Source organism: Aquirhabdus parva, assembly GCF_003351745.1.
GTDB lineage: Bacteria > Pseudomonadota > Gammaproteobacteria > Pseudomonadales > Moraxellaceae > Aquirhabdus > Aquirhabdus parva.
In genome coordinates, this window is record NZ_CP031222.1 from 2235884 (window position 1) to 2255557 (window position 19674).

The following is a 19674-nucleotide window of genomic DNA, read 5'->3' on the forward strand; positions in this document are numbered from 1 at the left end:
TGATCATAAAAATGCCGCTTCATTAAGCGGCATTTTTTATTTAGAACAATGACTTAATCCATTATGGATTGAGGAAGATATTCACGGTCACGATCTTAGTTTTATCAGATACCAAAGCAGCTTTGAATGTCAAATTGACCGTATTTGGCAGCTTGGCTGGATATGATGTCGATACGATTAACGATGTACCTGTGGTCGTAACTGAGAAAGAAACACCGTTATAACTGATCGTTGTATTGCCACCAGACAGATTAACCGTGTTAGTGCCGGTGATCATCGACCAAGCCACAGGTTGTGTGGTATCAAGCTCAAAGTTTTTCCCGACATTTGCTGCAAGCAGGGTCGTGTAACCTGGGATAGCGTATAAATAAGCAGAGGGATTACCAGCAGTACTGCCCGTTAATGTAAAGGCTGCGGCAGATGCCTGACTCACTGATGTTAATTGAATTGATGATTTTGCAAGATACGTTGATGAAATAGCTGGTGTATAGGTATTAACCAGATCACATTTAACATTGACACCCGTAACAATATCCACCCAGCAGGTCCGGTCCTGAGTATGGGGATCAATTGCTAACCCTGTCCCCACCCCATTGGTAATCACAACTTTGTTTTGAACTTTAAGGGTATTAAATGTTCCAGCAGGAACAGTAATGTTTTCGTAAGACAGCACTTGCCCTGAAGCATTAAAATTAATAATTTGGTTGGCGGTTGAATTTTGGAGTGGACAAGTATTTACTGCCGTTTGATTAAATGTTTGCCCCACATGTGCAGGAAAAACAACTTCTTTGATTGATGGAGAAATTGTACAAGCATTATCAGTTAGTTGTCCATTTGCAGCATCATAAACTCGAATCGAGCTCAATTCTTTGTTGTTATCAAATAGGTTCTTAACATAATTTCCATTAGCAGGATTAATACTGGCAACTTGTTCAGTTGAAGTACTACTTCCCGTCGTTCCATCACTGGCTGTACCGACTCCACTGAATGTATACGTATCACCCGATTTAACAGGAACAGGCGTATAACTAGTAGGGGGTGTAACGGGTGGCGTGACAACGGGGGCTGGTGAACTGTCACCCCCTCCGCCGCCGCAAGCAACTAAACTTAGTACAGATAAGCTTACGACTGCTAATTTTAAATTCATCAAGATATACTCTGCGTAATTATAATAAACAAAGAAAAACGAACCAGTTGGTTCGTCTTCTGAGCATAGTTCATCAATTACAAAAAATATACCATTGGAGCCAATTTAAATCATATTTAAATATTGGCCAATCAATCGGCAATAAACTGCGGGTCAATAGAAAGACTACTTACCACCAAACAACGGTCCTGCACCGCCGCCCGCTCCACCAGCACCGCCCATGCCTCCCATCCCACCAAAGCCACCGCCGCCGCCCATATTCTTCATGGCTTTCATCATTTTCATCATGCCAGCCGGATTAGCTAGTTTCTTCATCATTTTTGCCATTTGCTCATGTTGTTTAAGCAAGCGGTTTACATCTTGAATCTCTTTACCACAGCCTGCTGCAATACGACGCTTACGACTCGCATTAATCAGCTCTGGATTACGACGCTCTTTGATGGTCATGGATTGGATAATGGCTTCCATACCTTTCATAGCCACTTCAGGCTTCGCCTGATCCAAAGCTTGCTGCATGCCTGAACCGCCCATGCCGGGGAGCTTATCCAGAAAGCCTGCCATACCGCCCATGGAACGCATTTGTTCAAACTGCAACATCATATCTTCAAGATTGAATTTGCCGCCTTTTTGCAGCTTCTTCGCCATCTTCTCGGCTTTTTCTTTGTCGATATTCCTTTCGACTTCTTCAACCAACGATAGCACGTCACCCATGCCGAGGATACGCTGGGCCACACGCTCTGGATGGAATGGCTCAAGTGCATCAAGCTTCTCGCCCATACCCAGAAATTTAATCGGCTTACCGGTAATCGCACGTACGGACAATGCCGCACCACCGCGCGCATCACCATCAGTTTTAGTCAGGATCACACCCGTCAGCGGCAAAGCATCGTTAAAGGCTTTTGCCGTATTGGCCGCGTCTTGACCCGTCATCGAGTCAACAACAAACAACGTTTCAGTGGGATTAATCGCAGCATGCAGCGCTTTGATTTCATCCATCATCGATTCATCAACATGTAGACGGCCTGCGGTGTCGACAATCAATACATCCGCAAACTGAATTTTGGCTTGCTCAATGGCACGTTGAACAATCGCTAAAGGCTTTTCATCACTAGATGAAGGAACAAAAAGCGCGCCTACATCGGCGGATACGCTACGTAACTGCTCAATCGCGGCCGGACGATAGACGTCGGCTGAAACAGTCATCACTTTCTTTTTTTGACGCTCTTTCAAAAACCGTGCAAGTTTACCAGCGGTGGTCGTTTTACCAGCCCCTTGCAGACCTGCAAGTAAAATAACAACCGGCGGCTTCGCTCTTAAATCGAGACTTTCATTCGCCGAACCCATCATCAAGGTCAGCTGATCAAAAACAATTTTGACGAACGCTTGACCCGGTGAAAGTTGCTTGAGAACCTCCTGTCCAAGGGCCTCCACTTTAACTTTTTCTATAAATTCACGCGTGACTGCCAATGCCACATCAGCTTCTAGAAGGGCCATGCGCACTTCGCGCAACGTGTCTTTAATATTATCTTCAGTCAGTTGACCTGAGCCTGAAATATTGCGCAGACTTTGGGTTAAGCGGTCGGTTAATGTATCAAACATAATGTGCTACGAGCCTATAACGAATCGAATAACGAATAATGGTAAAAAGTGCTATCTACACCGTGATTTGAACAAGCTCCAGAAGTGCAGCCAGAAATGATCGCGCCATGTATATTGTTTATTGAGGATCAACATAACTTTTAAAAGGCTATTTTAACGTATTCATCGCGGATTAAATAGCAACGCTATCGACAATGTCATCTTAAAGGATGACCTTATTGTTTAATTTTTCATCTCAGTTATCGCAACTCATCACGAATTGGCACATTTTCATCTGGTGATTGACTCATCGCCTGATCCTCTAAGGAGACGCAAAACTCTTTAAAAAAAGAGATCATGTCATAAAGCTCTTGGCTGCTATATTGCGTAACATCACCAAGCCCTTCACGCATTTGACCCAAAACATGCTCAACATGACGGGAGCGCTCTAGGGCACTTGGATGTGAATGTGCCTGTAGTGAGTGATTTGGTTCTAGACTCATGGAAAGTCGCCTCGATGAAAATATCAGAATATGGCTTAATCGCCTGTTCACAAAATCATTTGACTCTTTATACTACCCATACTATTCGCTTGCTGAGCTAATTTTCTGAGTGTATTTGGTAAAATACATATCGTAAGAAGGGAATGCCGTATTACTATGTTGCTTGAATCCTATTTTAGTTTAGACGATGAATCAATGGCATGAGTGCCCTCACTGAAACGCTGAATACACAGGGGTATCACCCAGAAATGACAACCGTGCAGATTGTTGCACTTGTGGTTGCACTCATTGCCTACGCGGGTACTTTCTGGCATTTGCTATCTCATCTGCTGAATAAAAAAGTCCCGCGACGCATGGCCAGTTTGACGATGTTGTTGATTGGTCTTGTTCTTCACGCTTTTATTCTGTTACCTGCTTTGATTACGCCACAAGGCGTAAACTTTAATCTGTTTAACATCTTGTCACTCACCAGTTGGTTGATGCTGACGCTGACTCTTGCCTTCAGTACCTATCGCCCAGTACTTGGTCTGAATTTACTGGGCATTCCTGTTGCTGTGGCGGGTCTCTTAGCTGGCGCTTTATGGCAAGCACCTTACCAGCCTTTGGCAACCATCGGGCACGGGTTGGAAGGTCATATTATTTTGTCGCTTGCTGCTTATTGTGTGCTGCTGATGGCTGCGATTCAGGCAATTTTGCTCCATGTCCAGAACCGTGAACTCAAGCATAAAACTGAACGTCGAATTTGGGTGTCCATTCTCCCCCCTTTACAAACCATGGAATCACTGCTCTTTGATATGTTATTACTCGGTTTTGTTTTACTGACTGCAGCCTTACTATTAGGGGCGGTTTCAGTTGAAAACCTCATGGCGCAGCATCTTGTCCATAAGACGGTACTGAGTATTTTATCCTGGTTAACGTTTGGTATTTTGTTAGTGGGTCGCTGGCGTATGGGCTGGCGCGGACAGCGTGCAGTGACGTTCACTTTATGGGGTTTTAGTTTATTGCTCATAGGATTCATTGGCAGTAAGTTTGTACTTGAGATGATTTTAAAAATCGCCTGATCCTCAAACGCCAATTCCATAGAATAAAAATAGCTTCCACAGCATAAAAATTCGATAAAAGAGCTTTCTTTAATAATTTGCGATCTACAGGCTTCATGTCATCAAAGATTAATGCTGATCTTTGACACTGATCACCTACCATTTAAGGTCTTGAAAGCGACAACAGTTTGTATTCTAAGTGAATGAAACCTTTTAACTGGCATAAGACTTGCTGCATGACATTAGACGATCTTGATGAATGAATGCACAACCTATTCTAAGACTTTAGGAAGAAGCCCATGTCAAAACCCATTCCCAAGCACGCACCCGATAACATGACCGCTCTCGTATTAACGGCTGGTGGAGCACGCGGTGCCTACCATGCGGGGGTATTGAAGCGAGTCAGCGAGATTCCTGCTTTTGCAGGCAAGCCCTCGCCCTTCAAGATTATAACTGGTGCATCCGCTGGCGCATTGAATGGTGCGGCCATGGCGGCTAATAACTCAAACGTCACCGCAGGTGCAAAACTGCTGGTCAAACTATGGTCTAATTTAAATTCATCACAGGTCTTTCGCTACGATCCTGCTTCTCTTGCTCGTACAGGCGCGCAAGCGGTATTGGACTTTACCTTGGGCGGTTTACTGGGAGCAGGAAGACTAAAATCCTTTGTTGATGCATCGCCATTACGTGCTTTTCTAGAAAACAGTCTAGAGTTTGCGGGAATTGATCAAGCCATACAGCGTGGCGACTTATACGCATTCGGTGTGACAGCGACAGGCTATCATTCAGGCAAAGCCTTTACTTTTATTCAAGGTCAACTCGGTCATCCTTTATGGAATAAAAGCCGCCGTGTGGCATTGCCCACACATCTATCCGTCGATCACATTCTTGCATCTGCCGCAATTCCACTGGTGTTTCAGCCCATCCCCCTTAAAACAGGTGACTCTGTTGCCTACTTTGGCGATGGGGCAATGCGCTTAACCACACCACTGAGCCCAGCCATCCGATTGGGTGCTCAACGTTTATTTGCGATTGGTGTACGTTGTCAAGAATCTGCTGACAGCTTGCTCCGTTCTGAGCTTTCAACCGATGATGATTATGTGACTCAATTACAGCGCCCACCGCTGTCACAAATCTGCGGAACGCTCATGAATGCCATCTTTCTGGATCATCTTGATGCTGATCTTGATCATTTAAAACGCATGAATGACTTTGTCAGAGCCTATCAGGAGCTCGAGAAACAAATCCCTGAAGGACATCGGATCGCATCACCGCTTTCAGAGCCAATGCGGATCGTCAATCCTTTAGTGGTTTCCCCATCTGCTGATATCGCCATTATTGCCAAAACACTAGAACATCGTATGCCGAAAAGCATCCGTTATTTGATGGATGGCTTGGGGCGCCCCGATGCTCAGAGTGCGGATTTAACCAGTTTCCTACTCTTTGACTCCTCATTCACCCGAGAGTTGATTCAATTGGGATATCACGATGCAGGATTACGGGTCGATGAAATCGAGCACTTTTTGCGAGATGATGTTAAAGTTAAGGACTGATTAATTTTAACTGACTGGACAAAAATTTTGAGTGCAGCAAATCATCCTGTGGACTACACCATCACACTGACTGATGCCGTCACTGCTGAAATGGAAAAAGCCATTGCGACGCCACTGATCCAATACAATATAAGTCAAGCAGGACTCAGTAGCACTCGCGCTTTAGCGATTTTGATCAAAGACGCAGATGAACAAATTATTGGCGGACTATGGGGAAAAACAGGCGGTGGCTGGTTATTTACCCAGCTGTTTGTCATCCCAGAATCGCTACGTGGTCAAGGGCTTGGCACAAAGCTCCTGAATCTTGCAGAGCAAGAAGCAATAGAGCGCGGCTGTCATGGGGCGTGGCTCGATACCTTTGAGTTTCAGGCACGCGCATTCTATGAGCGCCTAGGTTACAGCTGTTTTGGGCAACTGGAAGATTACCCGATGGGTTTTTCCCGTTTCTTTATGAAAAAATCACTGCGCACTCAATAACCCTTCATCACTTCTTTACTCTTTGCCTGATAAGCTGTTGCCTGAATGATCTCAACGTACCTCCCAGAATTTCTCACCATTGCTTTGGTTCATTTCTTAGCACTCATTGCTCCTGGCCCAGACTTTGCGGTGACGATTAGTCAGACTATCCGTTATGGTCGACGCGTGGGTCAACTCACTGCGCTTGGCATCGGCTCTGCAATTTCAATCCATGTGCTTTATACCCTACTGGGTGTAGGCGCTCTGATGCATACCTCACCGCAAATCTTGCACGGCGTCAAAATTCTAGGGGCCATCTATCTGCTTTATTTAGGTTGGAAATTGATCCGCAGCCAAGCCAATACAGGCTCTGAGAGTGACTTGGACAATCTCGCCTTAGCCAATCAGGCCAAGCGTGGCGCATATTTAACAGGCTTTTTTACCAATGCCTTAAACCCAAAAGCGACGTTGTTCTTTCTCGCCATCTTCACCACACTGATCAGTGCCACTACCCCGATGTCGGTGCAGATTTTTTATGGGGTCTGGATGTGTATCGTGACTGCGCTATGGTTTATATTGGTCAGCATCTTGTTTTCGCAAGATAAAATTCGCCAAGCATTTTTAAAACAAGGTCACTGGTTTGAACGCATCATGGGTATCGTGCTGATCGCATTTGCACTCAAGCTCGTGTGGCAATGGTAAGTGATGATTCAATTCGTTATCGTAAATGGATTAAAGACAAACCATGATATTGAATATATAAAAGAGAGATAGTGATGAAACTCATTGGAATGCTGGACTCCCCTTATGTCAGACGTACAGCCATTACGTTCGATCTACTTGGTATTTCTTTTGAACATCACGCCATCTCGGTATTTAGCACATTTGAGCAATTTCAACAGATCAATCCCGTCGTTAAAGCCCCTTCCCTCATCTGTGATGAGGGGACTGTGCTGATGGATTCCTCGCTGATCATCGAATATGCAGAAGCCGTATCTGGTCGCTCATTAAAATCCACTCAGCTTCATCCACTGCAAAAAGAACTACAAATCACTGGACTGGCTTTGGCTGCCTGCGAGAAAACGGCACAATACGTCTATGAGAAAAGCTTACGTCCGACTGAAAAGCAATTTCAGCCATGGCTGGATCGTGTACAGGGCCAACTGATTGCCGCAATGACTCAGCTGGAACACTTAATTGCGGGGCTTCATGATCCTGTTGAACAGATTGAAAGAAACCAGTCACTGCTTACATCAGCGGTTACTTGGCAGTTTATTTATAGCATGTTGCCAGATATTTTGATTGCAGCTGATTACCCTGCGTTAACGACACTCTCGACTAATGCCGAACAATTACCTGTCTTCAAAAAATACCCACCCGTTGGACCCGGCGTTCAAACACAGGCATAACCTGATTGAGTGTTGATTGATTCAATTTACACCACGTTAGTCTCTAGACTGGCTTGGAATTTGCTTTATAATAACTATGAGAGGACACATTTGTGGTCTTCTGCTTCAAAAAAGGTCGCTAGGGTTCCGATTTAATATGATGCCTTCAATCTGCTTAAGCAGAAAAGCAATCATGCGAAATGACTGGTCCGAGAGCAACCGATGTGAATGAAGCATTGCTCAATAACATGTTTGTTTAGCACTGTTTATCGCACATTACACGGCGGGACAAAAGCCCGGGAGATTAACGTCATTCATCGAATGTTTGTTATGTAAGTCGTATGCGATTTTTTACATGTCAAATGTCTGAATGGCACGTCCTCTCTCATGCTAACGCTTTGGAGTCTCGCCATGTCATCACGTTCATCTCTTACAACTGCTGAAAAAGCTGCTTTATCTATTATTCCTGCGAATCAAAACCCTTTATGGGAAGACCTACTTCCTGGCGGTTTTCATTGGTCCGCACGTATCCGCCGTGGCACAGTACTCCGTCTGACGGCTCAAGCTGCAGATGCTAACCTTGCTGCTCTCTTCTTCAATGCCGAAGAAAAACTCGAACGCTACAATGCACCAGACACCCTTAAAGCCCAGCACACTGCGTTTTTAACCCGTGGTCATGTCTGCTATTCAGACATGGGACGCATTCTCTGTTCGGTTGTCACAGACACTACTGGCTGGAATGATGCGTTCTGCGGGGTCAGTGATGCAGAACAGATCAAAACCCAATACGGTTTGCGCGATTTTGGTGCAGCGCGTAACGGTATGTATCGTAGTGGACGCGAAGGTTTACTGATCGAAATGGGTAAATGGGGACTCGGCAAACGTGACCTTGTCACCAATGTCAATTTTTTCAGCAAAGTCTCCGCAGATGATACGGGTAAACTGATTTGGAATGCTGATCACGCTCAAGCTGGAGATATCGTCGAACTGCGCTTTGAGATGGATACTCTGGTGATTCTCTCCGCTGCACCCCACCCGCTAGACCCTGCGACAACTTATGATCCTGCCGCCATTCTTTTGTCTGCCTTTGCGGCTGCACCCGTCGCAGCAAATGATGTCTGTCGCACCTCATGCGAACAAAATGGACGCGGCTTTCAAAACACGGAACGCTATTTTGCCGCAATGCCAGCCAGTAGCCTTCATTCGTCTAACCAAGCAGGAGCATAAGAAAATGGAAATTAAATCAATCACCAGCCCTGCATCCTTTAAACTTTCTGCACCATTGAAAGAAAGTCCCCTGACCGAAGCAACAGCCATCAACAGTGAAATCTGTGCTGCCGGTGAACCGTGGATGGGACGGGTCGCAAAAGGACAAACCTTTAGAATTGTGGACCTGGAAGGCAATCAAGCGGTTGATACGCTATTCTTTAATGCCAACAATCTGGAAGAGCGCTACAGCCCTGCGCATACCGTGCAAAAATCTGGGCAACTCTATTTAGGCTTAGGCTCCAAACTGTATTCGAGCAATGCACAAGTGATGGCGACAATCAGTGCGGATACCTGTGGTCGTCATGACACGCTAGGCGGTGCATGTGCAAGTGAAAGTAACACCGTGCGCTACGCCATGGAAAAACGCCCCATGCACTCATGCCGTGATAACTTTATGACAGCACTGACCACCTTCCCCCTTGCAGAAGAAATTGGTTTAGATGTGCGTGATATTGGTGCAAATATTAATTTCTTTATGAATGTCCCAGTGCTGCCTGATGGAGAACTCTATTTTGCCGATGGCATCTCTGGTGCTGGGAAATATGTGGAGATCGTCGCTGAAATGGACCTCATCGTGCTCATTTCCAACTGCCCACAGCTCAACAATCCCTGTAATGGTTACAACCCGACACCGATCAAGCTTTTGACTTGGGAGGCGACAAACCATGCCTAACTCGCCTAAAAGTAAATTTACCAAAGTTCTGATTGCCAATCGCGGTGCTATCGCCTGTCGCATTATTCGCACCCTCAAACTGTTGAGTATTCAGTCCGTCGCAGTCTACTCTGAAGCCGACCATGATGCGCTGCACGTGAGTCTGGCGGATGAAGCCGTTTGTATCGGACCTGCACCCGCTAGCGAAAGCTATCTGCAAGCAAGCAAAATCTTAGCAGTTGCGAAGCAGACTGGCGCACAGGCCATCCATCCCGGCTATGGCTTCCTGTCTGAAAATGCCGCTTTCGCAGATGAATGCGAAGCCAATGGCATTGCGTTTATCGGTCCAACTGGCGATCAAATGCGGGCTTTCGGCCTTAAGCACACAGCTCGCGAGCTCGCCCTGCAAAGTAACGTACCACTGCTCCCTGGAAGCCAACTCTTAGCTGATCTCGATGAAGCTCGTACCGAAGCGACACGAATTGGCTATCCCGTTATGCTTAAAAGTACTGCAGGCGGTGGTGGTATTGGCATGCGCTTGATCTGGGCAGATAGTGAACTTGATGATGCCTATGCATCGGTTTCCCGACTGGCTAAAGCCAACTTCAAAGATGCTGGCCTTTACTTGGAAAAATATGTCCAAGCTGCGCGTCATATCGAAGTGCAAATTTTTGGAGATGGTCAAGGCAAGGTGCTGGCTTTGGGAGAGCGCGATTGCTCCGTGCAGCGTCGTAATCAAAAAGTCATTGAAGAAACCCCTGCTCCGCATCTGTCTGATGTACAGCGCGCGAGTCTTCAAGCGACGGCAGTGCGTCTTATGGAGTCCATCGGATATCGTTCAGCGGGTACGGTTGAATTCGTTATGGATGCCCAGAGTCAGGAGTTTTACTTTCTCGAAGTTAATACGCGCTTGCAGGTCGAACACGGTGTCACGGAGGAAGTGACGGGCGTTGATTTGGTCGCGTGGATGGTGCTTCTTGCCAGTGGCGACTTACAATTACCGGCTATTGCGCCACAGCCTAAAGGTGCATCAATTCAGGTCCGCGTCTATGCCGAGGATCCTGCACGTAATTTTCAGCCCTCATCGGGTGTACTGACTGAAGTAATCTTTCCAGACCCATCCGCTGCACGGGTTGAAGCTGCGGTCATGCGCGGATCAAATGTTCCGCCTTTTTATGATCCCATGGTTGCCAAAATCATTGTCTATGCTGAAGACCGCGAAGCAGCAATGACCAAACTCCAGCATGCGCTTGCCGATACCCATTTGTCCGGTATTGAAACCAATTTGGATTACGTCAGTGAAATTATCGCGGGAGATATCTTTCAAGAAGGATTGCAAACAACGCGTTATTTAAACGACTTTAGCTATCAGGCAAAACGGATTGAAGTCTTGGAAGCGGGTGTACAAACCTCAGTACAAGATTACCCTGCACGACTGGGGTATTGGGATGTCGGCGTTCCGCCATCAGGCCCGATGGATTCTCTTGCGCTGCGCGCTGCCAATTTACTTTTAGGTAATCCCGAGGGGACAGCGGGTTTAGAGTGCACCATGAGTGGGCCAACGCTTAAGTTCTATACGGATAGTCGCGTGTGCATTACAGGTGCACCGCTGCCCGTATTTCTTGATGATGTTGCCATACCCATGTGGACGGCTATCGCAATCAAAGCAGGCAGCGTCCTTAAACTCGGTCGAATGGTCACCGGATGCCGCAGTTATATTGCAGTCCATGGTGGCATTGATGTGCCTGATTATTTAGGGAGTAAATCGACCTTTACGCTGGGTCAATTTGGCGGACATGCAGGGCGTAATCTGCGTTTGGGTGACATGCTACCAATCAAAGCACTGCCTATTGCTCAAACGACAAAATCGACCGCTCTACCCTTAAGTTTACAACCTACGTATGGTCATCACTGGGAAATTGGCGTGCTTTATGGACCGCATGGCGCACCTGATTTCTTTACCCCTGCAGACATTGAGATGTTCTTTGGTACGGACTGGGAAATTCACTACAACTCCAGCCGGACTGGCGTTCGCTTAAATGGCCCTAAACCCGAATGGGCGCGCCGTGATGGGGGTGAAGCTGGGCTGCATCCGTCTAACATCCACGATAACGCTTATGCTATCGGCGCCATTGATTTTACGGGTGATATGCCCGTTATTCTGGGACCAGATGGCCCAAGCTTAGGTGGTTTTGTCTGTCCTGCCGTAGTGGTCAAAGCTGAGCTCTGGAAGTTAGGACAACTACGCCCCGGTGATACGGTACGTTTTATCCCCATCAGCCAAGCACAAACCGATGCACTGGAAAGTCAACAGCTCCAAGCACTGAGCAGTCTCCAAGAACCACTCCATGCCACGCTCACGGCTGAACTTGAAACGCTTCAGTCGGCTATTCTCAGTACTTATGACGGACATGATGGTGCACCAGATGTGGTCTATCGTCCGGCTGGAGATAACTATCTACTGGTTGAGTACGGTGCGCTGGTTTTAGATCTGAACTTACGTTTCCGCGTTCATGCCTTGATGCAATGGCTCTATCAGCAAAAAGATGCAAATCTGATCCACGGCATTATTGATCTGACACCGGGTATCCGCTCGCTACAAATTCACTATGACGCCGTTTTGCTTCCGCAAAGTGAACTGCTGACCCGACTCAAACAAGCAGAGCACGAACTCCCCGCGATTGATGAAATGGTCGTGCCATCGCGTACAGTTTGGTTACCACTGGCCTGGGACGACTCTCAAACCCGTCTTGCGATTGAAAAATACATGCAATCGGTTCGACCTGATGCGCCATGGTGCCCCAGTAACATCGAATTTATCCGCCGCATTAATGGTCTAGACTCCATTGATGATGTCAAAAAAATTGTCTTCGATGCCCGCTACTTAGTCATGGGACTCGGTGATGTATATTTGGGTGCCCCTGTTGCGACCCCACTTGATCCACGTCACCGCTTGGTCACTACCAAATATAACCCTGCCCGGACATGGACCCCAGAAAATGCCGTAGGCATTGGCGGTGCCTATATGTGTGTCTATGGCATGGAAGGTCCCGGCGGTTATCAATTTGTCGGTCGGACCATTCAAATGTGGAATCGCTATCGCGAAACCCCAGAATTTGAAGCAGGTAAACCGTGGTTACTGCGTTTCTTCGATCAAATTCGCTTTTATGAAGTCAGTGAAGAAGAACTACTCAACATGCGCCGTGAGTTTGCAGCAGGACGCATGCGAGTAAAAATTGAAGAAGGTGAGCTTAGCCTCCGCCAATACAATGAATTCTTGACGCAAAATGCAGAGAGCATTACCGCATTTAAAACGGTGCAACAAGATTCATTCTATGCTGAGCGCGAACGCTGGCGTGAAAGTGGTCAAGCGGAATATATCAGTGAAGCAGACGCGCCGATACCCGATAGTGATGCACTCAAGATTCCAGACGGGGCTGATGCCATTGCCGCACATGTGCCCGGCAATATCTGGCAGGTTCAAGTCAAATCAGGAGATACTGTCCGCGCAGGCGATACACTGCTGATCATAGAATCCATGAAAATGGAATTTCCGATTGTCGCCGCGCGTGATGGCATCATCGGTCAGGTTTTAGCACAGCCCGGTGTACAAGTCGGTGGTGGACAAAACTTACTGGTTCTTCTGGAGGCTGTCTAATGACAATTAAACAAAATCGTCTAACGCTCGAGATCGTTCCCGATCTGAGCATTAGCACGCTTCAAACTGCCTATGCCAAAGGACTTAAACCCTCTGAACTCATTCAGGCACTGTTGCCATTACTTGCACAAGATGACTGCACTATCACTGATAGCAGTAGTCATAATGTCTGGATCAGTCGTTTTGATGATCAAACACTGATAGAAATCGCGAAGGCTTTAGACGGTAAAGACCCTGCAAGCTTACCGCTCTACGGTATCCCTTTTGCGATTAAAGACAATATCGATGCCGTAGGACTTGCCACCACAGCCGCTTGCCCGGCATTTGCCTACTCGCCTGAAAAGAACGCATTTGTCGTCCAGAAGCTGATTGATGCCGGCGCCATTCCTCTGGGTAAAGCCAATCTTGATCAGTTCGCAACAGGACTCAATGGCACTCGCTCACCCTATGGCATTGCGAAAAATAGCATCGATACCCGCTATATTTCTGGTGGGTCAAGTTCAGGATCGGCATTGGCCGTTGCACTCGGATTGGCCAGTTTCGCGCTGGGAACCGATACCGCAGGCTCAGGGCGCGTTCCGGCTGCCTTCAACGAACTGATCGGTGTCAAGCCGAGTTGTGGTTTACTTTCCAGTTCTGGGCTTGTACCTGCCTGTCGTACGCTTGATAGTATATCGATCTTTGCGCTAACGACTGAAGATGCCGAAAGCGTCCTCAACGTCAGCGCTGAATTTGACGCCGCAGATAGCTACAGTAAACCATTTGCCCACACGACCCAGTCAGTCATCAAAAGAATTGGCGTGCCTCGTGCAGATCAGTTGAATTTTTTTGGTGATGATGGCTATGCGCAGCTTTTTGAACAAGCCAAAATCGACGGGATGACCAAAGGTTTTGAACTGGTTGATATTGATTTTTCGCCATTCATCACCGCAGCCAATCTGCTCTATTCCGGCCCATGGGTTGCTGAACGCTATCATGCGATTGCAGATTTACTGACTCAAAGACCCGAAGAAATACTCCCCGTCATTCGCCAGATTGTTGAACCCGCACAATCCATCACCGCTGTGCAAACTTTTGATGCATTTTATAAATTAGCCAGTTTCAAACGGCAGTGTGATGACATCTTAAATAGCGTCGATGCCATTCTGACTCCAACGACAGGAACGATATACACCATCGATCAAATGCAGGAAAACCCCTTGGTGCTCAATAGTAATCTGGGTTATTACACCAACTTTATGAACCTACTCGACTACTCAGCACTCGCCATTCCCGCTGGTCGTCGTGAAGATAACTTGCCTTTCGGTATCACGTTCTTCGCTCAGGCCGGACTGGATTGGGACTTATTGGATCTCGCTAAACGCTGGCAGGCTTAGTCTCCCATACGCGTTGCATAGAACTCACCCTTAACGTGGAATTATTTATGACAGACTTAAACATTCAAATCGTTGTCTGCGGAGCACATCTCTCTGGGATGGTCTTAAACCCGCAACTCACCGAGCGCGGGGGAGTGCTGGTTAAGGCTACTGAATCTGCGGCCAAGTATCGCTTCTATGCACTCGCTGGTGGCCCACCATTTCGCCCTGGCATGGTACGTGTAGTCAAGGACGGTGTTGCTATACCCGTCGAGGTCTGGTCACTGCCCGCAGCGGGTTTTGGGGATTTTGTGAATAATATCCCATCCCCTCTTGGTATTGGTAAAGTAGAACTTGCAGATGGCTCACTCGTATCGGGCTTTGTCTGCGAACCCTTTGCTTTGGATGGTGCAAAGGACATCAGCGATGTTGGTGGCTGGCGAAACTATATTCAATCCTTGGGATAATTGACCGCTCTGATTGCTGCCTTATGCAAATGCTGTGCATCGCAGGTCAAGCAAAAGGATAAGGTCCGGGATATACACCTATATAGCTTGTATGGCTGACCAACCCTGATTCAGGATGCCAAAGGTGCAACATACAGGCTGGTGGCCCACTATAGGATTGTGGCTCGGCATCGGGTTTTAACTGTAAAGCTATCTCTGTCGTGGTGCTGGGACAGGTCACGACCATTGTCCCAGCCCAGCGCTTGGCCATAGACCGATGGACATGACCACACAACACGGCCTCAACATTGGAAGAACGGCGCAGAATCTTGGCTAAAGGCTCGGCGTCTATATAACGATAAACATCCATATAAGGAATACCAGAAACGATGGGAGGATGATGTAGCGCAATAATCGTAGGCTTATAGGCATCCTCGTTCAAGACTGCAGAAAGCCAGCTTAAGCCCTCAGCATCAATATGACCATAATCCTCCCCTGTCACACAGGAATCCAAGACGACTATTCTCACAGGATAATCATCAATACAGTAATGCAGTGGACCTGACTGAGGTAAATACGAATGTGCTGAGAATGCCGCACGAAAATTTTCTCGGTGATCATGATTGCCCATCACCACTGCATAAGGAATGCTTAGCTCACTCAGCAACTCAAGCAAATGTGAGTACTCTGCGGGATCTCCTTCATCCACCAAGTCTCCAGTCAGTAAAACAAAATCAGGACGCTGATCAAGGTGCTTTAAATGTTTGATCGCATCGCTAAACATTTGGTTCGAGTCTGCCACCCCCTTATATAACACTCCTTTCGGTCGAACATGAATATCTGAGAGTTGTGCGATAAGCATGGGATACCTCTGCTTGATTGGAGTCGTCAATTGAACGCCGCAACTATTTGCTTGCACAGCGATGTACTCAATCATTGCAAAACGCGCACCAAAACAAACCGCCGCGACCCAATTCAGATTGACTCAACGACAATTCATGACTTTTTACCTGAAATATCGACGGTTAAAACACTAATCGTCGTTGGCATAGCCTTTGCTTACTAATATTACTATTTTATATTTTAGTAATACTGGCTGTTTTACGGGGAGTCACTGTCATGTCTTTGCTGAGTCCAAAATTTACACGGCGCACATTCTTGATCAGTGCCATTTTATGCTCGACCATAAGCACCGCCTATGCCGCACCGCTTAAAATTGGCTATAGCGACTGGCCAGGATGGGTTGCATGGCAGATTGCGATTGATAAAGGCTGGATCAAACAAGCAGGGGTCGATGCATCCTTTCAGTGGTTTGACTACTCGGCTTCGCTTGAGGCATTCGCAGCAGGAAAACTAGATGCAGTACTCGCAACCAATGGCGATACGCTGGTAACAGGATCTGCTGGTGGTAGAGGAACCATGATTCTAGCCACTGACTACTCTAGCGGGAATGACATGATCATCGGCAAAGCCGGAATCAAATCGCTAAAAGATCTCGTAGGTCAATCGGTCGCCGTCGAAACTGGGCTAGTCGATCATCTGCTCTTAATCAATGGATTAAAAAAAGCCGGGATTGCAGAAAATGCTATCAAGCTCGTCAACGCAAAAACCAATGAACTGCCACAAATCTTAGCCTCTGGCAGTGTCTCAGCCATTGGCGCATGGCAACCCGTCGCAGGGCAAGCACTCAAAGCCACAGCCGGTGCTCACCCTCTCTATACCTCCGCTGATGAGCCGGGATTGATCTACGATGTGCTGGCTGTCAGCCCGAATAGTCTGAATAAGAATCGTGCCGATTGGATCAAACTGACTCAGGTGTGGGATAAGGTTGTGACCTACATCAACGATCCCAAAACTCAGTCCGACGCTCTAAAAATTATGGCCCAGCGCTCTGGTGGAGGCATCACGCCTGAATCTTATAAGAAACTGCTGTATGGCACCCACCTCTTGAATCTTGCTGATAATCAAGCCGTCATGGTGAAAGCGAAAGGCTTTAAATCCCTCTATGGATCAACTTATTTTGTCGACAAATTTAATGTGAATCAGGGGATTTATCGTACGGCTCAAAACGTAGATAGCTATATCGATCCCAAGCTCGTCCAAGGAAAGTAATCAAACTCTCTTTGGAAATTATGTTTCATAAAACATTTTGTATTTAAAGCCTTAGGACATTTTTATATCATGGCTCGTGCATTTAATCCGCATTACCGATTACCGCAAAAACTACGTTGGCTATTGGGTGCTGCATCATTTTTACTCCCGGTACTACTCTGGTGCGCGGTTAGCTATTTGCCTTTTGTTTGGCATCCGCAAATCAAAATCACCGATCCAGGCGGCGTAAGCTATTTTGAAGCAGATATGCGCACGGATCGTGCGACCTTCGAGCTTGAAAAAAGCAACATGACTGCGCAGCACCTTGCCATGCCTCAGGGTATTGCTGCCAATCCCGTTTATTTGCCTGCACCTCATGAGGTGGTCAGGGCATTTTATACTGCATTCACCACACCACCGGCCCAAGCAGATGATCCATGGCTCCATCAAAGCCTCTGGCATAGTGTGAAACTGGTGTTTTATGCCTTCTTTATTTCATCGATCATCGGCGTACCGCTAGGGATTTTAAGTGGGACATCGCCAGTGATTTCGCGCTTAACCGAACCCTTTGTCGAGTTCTTTCGCTATTTACCTGCCCCTGCCTTTGGTGCGCTCATGGTTGCGATTTTGGGTATTTACGATGGCCCTAAAATTGCGATTATTGTCATTGGCACGCTGTTTCAACAAATCCTGATTATTGCCAATACGACACGTAAACTCGATGTGGGCTTGATGGAAGCTGCCCTGACTTTAGGCGCAAGCCGTCGCAGACTGCTCACCCGTGTCGTTGTTCCCGGCATTCTCCCCGACTTGTATCGTGATCAGCGCATCCTTCTGGGCTGGGCATGGACCTATTTGATTGTCGCGGAGTTGATTGGTACCAGTTCGGGGATCACCTGGTTTATTACCCAACAAGCTCGCTATCAACATTTTGATAATGTTTATGCAGCCATCATCATGATCGGGCTTATTGGTCTGGGCATTGATCTGCTGCTGGCTTGGCTAGGTCATCGTTTATTTCCATGGGATAAGAGTCGTTAAGGAGTAGAACATGAGTGAATCCATTACCAACAGTTCAAATGCAAGTGATCAGTCGCTTTCCACCTTGCCTTTACCAGACTTTTTACCGGACTACCACGTGCAATCCCCAGAGGTTAAGGCACGCTTTAAAAAGCTATATCAGCGCAAAATCATTTTAGAGATTCGCGACTTGGTGAAGCATTTCGAGACGCCGCAAGGTAAAGTCTTGGCATTAAATAAAATTAACTTTGATATCTATCGCCGTGAATTTGTCTGCGTGATTGGACCCTCTGGTTGCGGTAAGTCAACCTTGAGTCGGATTCTGGCTGGATTAGAAAGCTACGATGGTGGCACCGTTTTGCTGGATGGCAAGGCCGTAGAAGGCCCGAGCCGAGATCGTGGTATGGTCTTTCAAGGCTATACCTTATTTCCATGGCGGACAGTGAAACACAATGTCATGTTTGGTCTGGAGATGAGTGGCAAAGGCAAGCATGAATCCGAGCAATCCGCACTGCAATGGCTTGACTTGATTGGTTTGTCTAACTTTGCCGATGCCTATCCGCATCAATTGTCTGGCGGAATGAAGCAACGTGTGGCCATCGCAAGAGCATTGGTCAATGAACCGCGTATCTTGCTTATGGATGAGCCCTTCGGTGCATTAGATGCACAAACGCGCTGCAAAATGCAAAAACACTTACTCGAAATCTGGCGCAACATCGACATCACCATCTTGTTTGTCACCCATGATCTGGATGAAGCCATACTGCTTGCAGACCGCATTTTAGTTCTAAAAGCGCATCCCGGCGAAGTACAAGAAATTATTGAAGTGCCAGTTCCGCGTCCAAGATCAGAACGTCAAATCAATAGTCCTGAATTTTTGGCAACCCGAGCACGTCTGGATCAATTGATTCATGGCAACAACGCCCATGATGACACTGACGATGAACCCTTATCGCCTTTTGTACGCCTGACATCCGTCGATGACAATGTCGAATAAATAAAAATGGATCCAATCTATGAACATTACATTGCCACCAAAAACCATAACTAACAAAACAACAGAGAAGTCGGCCAATCAGTCCGTGAGTCGGATCAGTTTATCTTTATCACAAGAATTATTGACTGAACTTGACGACATGGTCGAAAGTCGAGGCTTCGATAGCCGATCACAAGCTGTTGCCGATATGCTGCATCAACATATCACTGAACATAAGCGCAATCTCGGCAATGATGTGATGGTTGGCACGATTACTCTGCTCTACGATCGATCCGTTCCTAATTTGCAGCATCAATTGGCTGATCTGCAATATCACCACTTGGCAGAAGTGATTAGCTCTTTGCATGTGCAATTAACCGACAATCGTGTGATGGAAGTCATACTTGTGCAAGGCCCAGCAAAGCAGCTTGAGATTATCAGTGATGAACTGATTACCTTACGTGGGGTGATTACTGGAAAGTTACAATTAATGACCGCGGTTATGCCGCCTGTTTATGCATAATCCTGCTTGATCTCTGTAA

At 46.9% G+C, this 19674-nt stretch carries 18 protein-coding genes and 1 riboswitch; of the genes, 14 read left to right on the plus strand and 4 right to left on the minus strand.

Features of this window, described 5'->3' with window-relative positions:
- Window positions 1-61: 61 nt before the first annotated feature.
- From HYN46_RS10045 to HYN46_RS10055, 3 genes are all read right to left on the minus strand, one after another.
- Window positions 62-1147, minus strand: coding sequence for a hypothetical protein (locus HYN46_RS10045; protein ID WP_114899260.1), 1086 nt, complete (start codon window positions 1145-1147; stop codon window positions 62-64).
- Between the two features lie 165 nt (window positions 1148-1312).
- Complete coding sequence (gene ffh / locus HYN46_RS10050; RefSeq protein ID WP_114899261.1) at window positions 1313-2746, minus strand: signal recognition particle protein; 1434 nt, start codon at window positions 2744-2746, stop codon at window positions 1313-1315.
- A 239-nt stretch (window positions 2747-2985) separates the two neighbouring features.
- The gene (locus HYN46_RS10055) at window positions 2986-3228 is read right to left on the minus strand and encodes a hypothetical protein (RefSeq protein ID WP_114899262.1); all 243 of its coding nucleotides are present in this window, start codon (window positions 3226-3228) and stop codon (window positions 2986-2988) included.
- Window positions 3229-3476: 248 nt separating this feature from the next.
- On the opposite strand from HYN46_RS10055, the gene HYN46_RS10060 reads away from it, so the two are divergent.
- From HYN46_RS10060 to HYN46_RS17475, 10 genes are all read left to right on the plus strand, one after another.
- A complete protein-coding gene (locus HYN46_RS10060; protein ID WP_114900708.1) occupies window positions 3477-4289 on the plus strand; it encodes a cytochrome C assembly family protein in 813 nt (270 codons plus the stop codon).
- A 278-nt stretch (window positions 4290-4567) separates the two neighbouring features.
- Complete coding sequence (locus tag HYN46_RS10065) at window positions 4568-5821, plus strand: patatin-like phospholipase family protein (RefSeq protein WP_114899263.1); 1254 nt, start codon at window positions 4568-4570, stop codon at window positions 5819-5821.
- A gap of 27 nt (window positions 5822-5848) precedes the next feature.
- The gene (locus tag HYN46_RS10070; RefSeq protein ID WP_228254793.1) at window positions 5849-6298 is read left to right on the plus strand and encodes a GNAT family N-acetyltransferase; all 450 of its coding nucleotides are present in this window, start codon (window positions 5849-5851) and stop codon (window positions 6296-6298) included.
- A gap of 45 nt (window positions 6299-6343) precedes the next feature.
- A complete protein-coding gene (locus HYN46_RS10075) occupies window positions 6344-6979 on the plus strand; it encodes a LysE family translocator (RefSeq protein WP_114899264.1) in 636 nt (211 codons plus the stop codon).
- A gap of 74 nt (window positions 6980-7053) precedes the next feature.
- A complete protein-coding gene (locus HYN46_RS10080) occupies window positions 7054-7686 on the plus strand; it encodes a glutathione S-transferase (protein WP_114899265.1) in 633 nt (210 codons plus the stop codon).
- A 107-nt stretch (window positions 7687-7793) separates the two neighbouring features.
- A riboswitch (guanidine-I (ykkC/yxkD leader) is annotated at window positions 7794-7970 on the plus strand.
- A 106-nt stretch (window positions 7971-8076) separates the two neighbouring features.
- On the plus strand, window positions 8077-8892 hold the full coding sequence (locus tag HYN46_RS10085) for an urea amidolyase associated protein UAAP1 (RefSeq protein ID WP_114899266.1): 816 nt from the start codon (window positions 8077-8079) through the stop codon (window positions 8890-8892).
- Between the two features lie 4 nt (window positions 8893-8896).
- Window positions 8897-9607, plus strand: a complete 711-nt coding sequence (locus HYN46_RS10090; protein ID WP_114899267.1) for an urea amidolyase associated protein UAAP2 — start codon at window positions 8897-8899, stop codon at window positions 9605-9607.
- Window positions 9600-13244 (plus strand): urea carboxylase, encoded by a 3645-nt coding sequence (gene uca / locus HYN46_RS10095; RefSeq protein ID WP_114899268.1) that lies wholly within the window; start codon window positions 9600-9602, stop codon window positions 13242-13244. The genes HYN46_RS10090 and uca overlap by 8 nt, the downstream gene beginning before the upstream one ends.
- The gene (gene atzF / locus HYN46_RS10100) at window positions 13244-14620 is read left to right on the plus strand and encodes an allophanate hydrolase (protein WP_228254794.1); all 1377 of its coding nucleotides are present in this window, start codon (window positions 13244-13246) and stop codon (window positions 14618-14620) included. Before uca ends, atzF begins: the two co-directional genes overlap by 1 nt.
- Window positions 14621-14667: 47 nt before the next feature.
- Window positions 14668-15066 carry an allophanate hydrolase-related protein gene (locus tag HYN46_RS17475; protein WP_228254795.1) on the plus strand — a complete coding sequence of 133 codons (399 nt, stop codon included), beginning with the start codon at window positions 14668-14670 and terminating at the stop codon, window positions 15064-15066.
- A 46-nt stretch (window positions 15067-15112) separates the two neighbouring features.
- Here the strand turns inward: HYN46_RS17475 and HYN46_RS10105 are convergent, their stop codons facing one another.
- Window positions 15113-15982 (minus strand): phosphodiesterase, encoded by an 870-nt coding sequence (locus tag HYN46_RS10105; protein WP_322887808.1) that lies wholly within the window; start codon window positions 15980-15982, stop codon window positions 15113-15115.
- 182 nt (window positions 15983-16164) lie between these two features.
- On the opposite strand from HYN46_RS10105, the gene HYN46_RS10110 reads away from it, so the two are divergent.
- The 4 genes from HYN46_RS10110 to nikR all read left to right on the plus strand — a co-directional run bounded on the left by HYN46_RS10110 (window position 16165) and on the right by nikR (window position 19655).
- Entirely contained in the window at window positions 16165-17157 is a 993-nt protein-coding gene (locus tag HYN46_RS10110; protein WP_114899269.1) for an ABC transporter substrate-binding protein, read from the plus strand.
- A gap of 69 nt (window positions 17158-17226) precedes the next feature.
- Window positions 17227-18177 (plus strand): ABC transporter permease, encoded by a 951-nt coding sequence (locus tag HYN46_RS10115; protein WP_114899270.1) that lies wholly within the window; start codon window positions 17227-17229, stop codon window positions 18175-18177.
- A 10-nt stretch (window positions 18178-18187) separates the two neighbouring features.
- The gene (locus HYN46_RS10120) at window positions 18188-19153 is read left to right on the plus strand and encodes an ABC transporter ATP-binding protein (protein WP_114899271.1); all 966 of its coding nucleotides are present in this window, start codon (window positions 18188-18190) and stop codon (window positions 19151-19153) included.
- Between the two features lie 19 nt (window positions 19154-19172).
- The gene (nikR, locus tag HYN46_RS10125) at window positions 19173-19655 is read left to right on the plus strand and encodes a nickel-responsive transcriptional regulator NikR (RefSeq protein WP_114899272.1); all 483 of its coding nucleotides are present in this window, start codon (window positions 19173-19175) and stop codon (window positions 19653-19655) included.
- Window positions 19656-19674 lie beyond the last annotated feature (19 nt).

Coding starts and splice junctions, on each gene's coding strand:
- HYN46_RS10045 (WP_114899260.1), bottom strand. CDS start 1,147: ATGAATTTAAAATTAGCAGTCGTAAGCTTATCTGTACTAAGTTTAGTT.
- ffh (WP_114899261.1), bottom strand. CDS start 2,746: ATGTTTGATACATTAACCGACCGCTTAACCCAAAGTCTGCGCAATATT.
- HYN46_RS10055 (WP_114899262.1), bottom strand. CDS start 3,228: ATGAGTCTAGAACCAAATCACTCACTACAGGCACATTCACATCCAAGT.
- HYN46_RS10060 (WP_114900708.1), top strand. CDS start 3,477: ATGACAACCGTGCAGATTGTTGCACTTGTGGTTGCACTCATTGCCTAC.
- HYN46_RS10065 (WP_114899263.1), top strand. CDS start 4,568: ATGTCAAAACCCATTCCCAAGCACGCACCCGATAACATGACCGCTCTC.
- HYN46_RS10075 (WP_114899264.1), top strand. CDS start 6,344: ATGATCTCAACGTACCTCCCAGAATTTCTCACCATTGCTTTGGTTCAT.
- HYN46_RS10080 (WP_114899265.1), top strand. CDS start 7,054: ATGAAACTCATTGGAATGCTGGACTCCCCTTATGTCAGACGTACAGCC.
- HYN46_RS10085 (WP_114899266.1), top strand. CDS start 8,077: ATGTCATCACGTTCATCTCTTACAACTGCTGAAAAAGCTGCTTTATCT.
- HYN46_RS10090 (WP_114899267.1), top strand. CDS start 8,897: ATGGAAATTAAATCAATCACCAGCCCTGCATCCTTTAAACTTTCTGCA.
- uca (WP_114899268.1), top strand. CDS start 9,600: ATGCCTAACTCGCCTAAAAGTAAATTTACCAAAGTTCTGATTGCCAAT.
- atzF (WP_228254794.1), top strand. CDS start 13,244: ATGACAATTAAACAAAATCGTCTAACGCTCGAGATCGTTCCCGATCTG.
- HYN46_RS17475 (WP_228254795.1), top strand. CDS start 14,668: ATGACAGACTTAAACATTCAAATCGTTGTCTGCGGAGCACATCTCTCT.
- HYN46_RS10105 (WP_322887808.1), bottom strand. CDS start 15,982: ATGATTGAGTACATCGCTGTGCAAGCAAATAGTTGCGGCGTTCAATTG.
- HYN46_RS10110 (WP_114899269.1), top strand. CDS start 16,165: ATGTCTTTGCTGAGTCCAAAATTTACACGGCGCACATTCTTGATCAGT.
- HYN46_RS10115 (WP_114899270.1), top strand. CDS start 17,227: ATGGCTCGTGCATTTAATCCGCATTACCGATTACCGCAAAAACTACGT.
- HYN46_RS10120 (WP_114899271.1), top strand. CDS start 18,188: ATGAGTGAATCCATTACCAACAGTTCAAATGCAAGTGATCAGTCGCTT.
- nikR (WP_114899272.1), top strand. CDS start 19,173: ATGAACATTACATTGCCACCAAAAACCATAACTAACAAAACAACAGAG.